Annotated in this window: 6 protein-coding genes; 4 read left to right on the top strand and 2 right to left on the bottom strand. The window is 62.1% G+C overall.

Annotated elements, in window-relative coordinates; translation table 11 throughout:
- The 4 genes from rplU to proB form a co-directional block, all read left to right on the top strand.
- Window positions 1–175 (top strand): 50S ribosomal protein L21 (gene rplU, locus VGH41_RS26560; RefSeq protein ID WP_331600648.1); only part of this gene is annotated, 175 nt, incomplete at its 5' end.
- A gap of 24 nt (window positions 176–199) precedes the next feature.
- Entirely contained in the window at window positions 200–463 is a 264-nt protein-coding gene (gene rpmA / locus VGH41_RS26555; RefSeq protein WP_090538089.1) for a 50S ribosomal protein L27, read from the top strand.
- A gap of 191 nt (window positions 464–654) precedes the next feature.
- Window positions 655–1,770 carry an Obg family GTPase CgtA gene (cgtA, locus tag VGH41_RS26550; RefSeq protein ID WP_331600646.1) on the top strand — a complete coding sequence of 372 codons (1,116 nt, stop codon included), beginning with the start codon at window positions 655–657 and terminating at the stop codon, window positions 1,768–1,770.
- 78 nt (window positions 1,771–1,848) lie between these two features.
- Window positions 1,849–2,967, top strand: coding sequence for a glutamate 5-kinase (gene proB, locus VGH41_RS26545; protein ID WP_331600645.1), 1,119 nt, complete (start codon window positions 1,849–1,851; stop codon window positions 2,965–2,967).
- Between the two features lie 80 nt (window positions 2,968–3,047).
- Here proB and VGH41_RS26540 read toward each other — a convergent pair whose 3' ends face one another.
- Both VGH41_RS26540 and VGH41_RS26535 read right to left on the bottom strand, forming a co-directional pair.
- The gene (locus VGH41_RS26540) at window positions 3,048–3,605 is read right to left on the bottom strand and encodes a CNP1-like family protein (protein WP_331600644.1); all 558 of its coding nucleotides are present in this window, start codon (window positions 3,603–3,605) and stop codon (window positions 3,048–3,050) included.
- Between the two features lie 88 nt (window positions 3,606–3,693).
- Window positions 3,694–4,353 (bottom strand): RNA pyrophosphohydrolase, encoded by a 660-nt coding sequence (locus VGH41_RS26535; protein ID WP_331600647.1) that lies wholly within the window; start codon window positions 4,351–4,353, stop codon window positions 3,694–3,696.
- Window positions 4,354–4,417 lie beyond the last annotated feature (64 nt).

The following is a 4,417-nucleotide window of genomic DNA, read 5'->3' as shown; positions in this document are numbered from 1 at the left end:
GATTAAGTTCGGTACGCCGCTGGTCAGTGGGGCTTCCGTCAAGGCTACCGTCGTGTCGCAAGGTCGTCACGCAAAAGTGACCATCTTCAAGATGCGTCGCCGGAAGCACTACCAGAAGCATGGCGGCCACCGCCAGAACTACACCGAACTGCGCATCGACGCGATCAACGCGTAAGCGCACCGGTTAAGGAGCTAACAAATGGCACACAAAAAGGCAGGCGGATCGTCACGTAACGGCCGCGACTCAGAGTCGAAGCGTCTCGGCGTGAAGGTTTACGGCGGTCAAGCCATCAACGCTGGTGGCATCATCGTGCGTCAACGCGGCACGCGTATGCATCCGGGCGAAAACGTCGGTATCGGCAAGGATCACACCTTGTTCGCGCTGACGGACGGCCACGTCAAGTTCACGACGAAAGGCGCTGACAAGAAGCATCTGGTCAACGTAGTCCCGGCAGCAGCCTGAGTTTAATCAGGCACGGGCTTCAGGACCGGAACAAAGGCCCCGCGAAGTTAGCGGGGCCTTTTTCATTGCAGGTACATTGCAGATTCATTGCGGGCAGTCATGTCGTCAGCCCGCGCGACTGGCCATTCGGATGATTGGTCAACGCACTGCAGGCGCGGCAAAATAGCGTTAAACACGGGACGGAGTTACGCATGAAGTTCATTGACGAAGCGAGGATTGAAGTCATCGCCGGCGACGGAGGGGATGGCAGCGCGTCGATGCGCCGCGAGAAGTTCGTCCCGTTCGGCGGTCCGGATGGTGGCGACGGCGGCCGCGGCGGCAGCGTCTATGCGGTCGCAGACCGCAACATCAACACACTGATCGATTACCGCTACGCGAAGAAGCATCAGGCGCGCAACGGCGAAAACGGCCGTGGCGCGGACTGCTACGGCAAGGGCGGCGACGACATCACGTTGCGCATGCCGGTCGGCACGATCATTTCGGACATGGAAACCGGCGAACTGATCGCCGATCTGACCGAACACAACCAGAGCGTCCAGATCGCCCAGGGCGGCGCGGGCGGTTTGGGTAACCTGCATTTCAAATCCAGTACGAACCGCGCGCCGCGCCAGAAAACCGACGGCAAGCCGGGCGAGCGCCGCATGGTGCGCCTCGAACTGAAGGTACTGGCCGACGTCGGCCTGCTCGGCATGCCGAACGCCGGCAAGTCCACGTTCATCTCGTCGGTTTCGAACGCGAAGCCGAAGATCGCGGACTATCCGTTCACCACGCTCGCCCCGAATCTGGGTGTGGTGCGCGTCGGGCCGAGCCGCAGCTTCGTGATCGCGGACATTCCCGGTCTGATCGAGGGTGCGGCGGAAGGCGCGGGCCTCGGGCACCAGTTCTTGCGCCACTTGCAGCGGACCGGTCTGCTGCTGCATATCGTCGACATTGCGCCGTTCGACGAGGCGGTCGATCCGGTCGCGGAGGCGAAGGCCATCGTCAACGAACTGCGCAAGTACGACGAACTGCTGTTCGAGAAGACGCGCTGGCTGGTGCTGAACAAGCTCGATATGGTCCCCGAAGACGAACGCGAAGCGCGCGTCAACGCGTTCCTTGAAGGTTTCGGCTGGGACGGTCCGGTTTTCGAAATCTCGGCGCTCACGGGGCAGGGTTGCGAAGCGCTCTGCTACGCGGTGTATGACCACATCGCAGCGCATTCGGACGCGCAACGCCAGGCTGAAGCGGAAGACCTCGCTGCTGACGTACGCTTTCGCGAGAAACAGGCAGGTGCAGCCTCGGGCGAGCCGGTCGAGCCGCAGGAATAACTGGCATGGCTTGGGCGCTGGCGAGTCCGCAAAGGGCAGCCGGCGCGCATCACGCATCATCTTGGGAGACCGCGCACAATGCGTTCCGTCATCGCAGACTCCAGGCGATTGGTAGTGAAAGTCGGGTCGAGCCTCGTCACGAATGACGGGCGCGGTCTCGATCATGCCGCGATCGGCCGCTGGGCGGCGCAGATTGCCGCTCTGCGCGCGCAGGGCAAAGAAGTCGTGCTGGTGAGTTCGGGGGCGATTGCCGAAGGAATGCAGCGCCTGGGTTGGACCAGGCGTCCGCGTGAAATCGACGAACTGCAGGCCGCTGCCGCGGTCGGGCAGATGGGGCTTGCACAAGTCTATGAAAGCCGCTTCGCCGAACACGCCATTCGCACCGCGCAGATCCTGCTGACGCACGCCGACCTGGCCGACCGCGAACGCTATCTGAACGCGCGCTCCACCTTGCTGACGCTGTTGCGTCTGGGTGTGGTGCCGATCATCAACGAGAACGACACCGTCGTCACCGACGAGATCAAGTTCGGCGACAACGACACGCTCGGCGCGCTGGTCGCGAATCTGATCGAAGGTGACGCGCTGATCATCCTCACGGACCAGCAAGGTCTGTTTACCGCAGATCCGCGCAAGGACCCCGCCGCTACGCTCGTTCAACAGGCCGACGCAGGCGCGGCAAACCTCGAAGCGATGGCCGGCGGCGCGGGTTCGAGCCTCGGCCGCGGCGGCATGCTGACCAAGATTCTCGCCGCCAAGCGCGCGGCGCATAGCGGCGCCAATACGGTGATCGCAAGCGGCCGGGAACCGGATGTGCTGGCGCGCCTCGCGGCGGGCGAGGCAATCGGCACCCAGCTGATCGCACGCACGGCGCGCATGGCAGCGCGCAAGCAATGGATGGCCGATCACCTGCAGGTTCGCGGCCACGTGGTGATCGACGACGGCGCTGTCGAAAAGCTGACCGACGGTGGCAAGAGCCTGCTGCCCATTGGCGTCGTGGGCGTGCAGGGTGCATTTGCGCGTGGCGAGGTGATTGCCTGCCTGAGCGCCGCCGGGCGGGAAGTGGCGCGCGGTCTGACGAACTACAGCAGTGCGGAAACGAAGCTGATCCAGCGGCATCCGAGCGGCGAGATCGAATCGGTACTGGGCTACATGCTGGAGCCCGAGTTGATCCATCGCGACAATCTCGTGCTGGTCTGATAGCCGGCGCGTTGTAGCGTATAAAAAAAGCCGTTTCAGCGGATTGCTGAAACGGCTTTTTCTTTGCGCCTGAAGCGACGTCAGTGAATCTGCGAAGCCGCGGTGCGCTTGTAGCGCATGTTGTCGATGATCTTCTTCGCGTTGCCCGTCGGAACCTTGCTCTCGCAGAAATAGTCCTGATAGAGCGACGCCTGATACGCGTTGAGCGCGCCATTTTCGATGCGCGTAAACGGCGTGGCGACGGTGTCATCCCAGCCGTCGTGATCGGCATTGAGTGCGGCGTACTGTCGCCATTCGTACGTGTCGCAGCGAATCCCTTCGTAGTTCACGTTGTGCGCGCCGCCCGGGCTTGTCACGACCACGGTGTAGCGCACTACGCCGTCGTCGCCCACGGTCAGCGACTTCGAGTCCACCGCGAACGTCAGTGGCGTGTTGCCCGAGACATCGAACGGGATCAGATTGGCCGCCACTGGCAGCGCAGGCAGCGTCTCGACCTTGTTTTCGGTCCAGTTCGACTTGCGGTCGAACAGGTACACAAATGCGCTGTCGTCCTTGTTGGTCGGTTTGTTGGCGCTCGAACAGCCAGCCAGCAGGGCGCCAGTGGCGACGCACGCCACGACGAGAGCAAGTGCTTTCAATATGATTTCCTCGAAACGCCGGCGCAGCGGTCCAGGTGCCGCGCCGGCAGATGCGGCATGAGGTGCGGCATTGAGAGCCGCACCGGGATTAATCGCGCAGACCCGGCTGGGTCAGGGCGTTGTCCGCGGGGCCGCAGTCGGACTCGATCGTGGTACTGATCGAAGTCTCGACCGTGACGGTTCCGACAGACACCTCCTGCATCGCCGTCACGGTCTGCACTATCCGGGGATAGCGCGGCCCATGATGGCCGCCGGGTTTTTCCGTACGCGGCGCAGCACGGCGCAGAAAACGGGATAATTCCGTCAGCGCCAACTGATACACATCCCGCTTGAACTCGATCACACAGTCGAGTGGCACCCAGTACTCGTTCCAGCGCCAGGCATCGAACTCCGGATGGTCGCAGGCGCGCAGGCAAATGTCGCAATCGCGCCCCACCATTCGAAGCAGAAACCAGATTTGCTTCTGGCCGCGGTAATGACCGCGTACTTCACGCTTGATGAACTTGTCCGGCACCTCATAGCGCAACCAGTCGCGCGTGCGACCAATGATCTTGACGTGTTCCGGAAGCAGGCCGGTTTCTTCGTGTAACTCCCGATACATCGCTTGCACGGGGGTCTCACCATACTTGATGCCCCCTTGCGGAAACTGCCAGGAATGTTCACGGAGCCGCTTGCCCCAAAACACCTCGTTGTGCGCGTTCAAGAGGATGATGCCGACGTTCGGGCGAAAGCCTTCACGATCCAGCATACAACCACCTTCGAATCCTTTAAAATTGCTTTGATTATAAACAGATAACGGACCCGACGCACCG

The sequence above is a fragment of the Paraburkholderia sp. genome (genome assembly GCF_036488795.1).
Classification (GTDB): domain Bacteria; phylum Pseudomonadota; class Gammaproteobacteria; order Burkholderiales; family Burkholderiaceae; genus Paraburkholderia.
This window is presented reverse-complemented; position numbering and strand designations above follow the sequence as displayed.

Coding starts and splice junctions, on each gene's coding strand:
- rpmA (WP_090538089.1), top strand. CDS start 200: ATGGCACACAAAAAGGCAGGCGGATCGTCACGTAACGGCCGCGACTCA.
- cgtA (WP_331600646.1), top strand. CDS start 655: ATGAAGTTCATTGACGAAGCGAGGATTGAAGTCATCGCCGGCGACGGA.
- proB (WP_331600645.1), top strand. CDS start 1,849: ATGCGTTCCGTCATCGCAGACTCCAGGCGATTGGTAGTGAAAGTCGGG.
- VGH41_RS26535 (WP_331600647.1), bottom strand. CDS start 4,353: ATGCTGGATCGTGAAGGCTTTCGCCCGAACGTCGGCATCATCCTCTTG.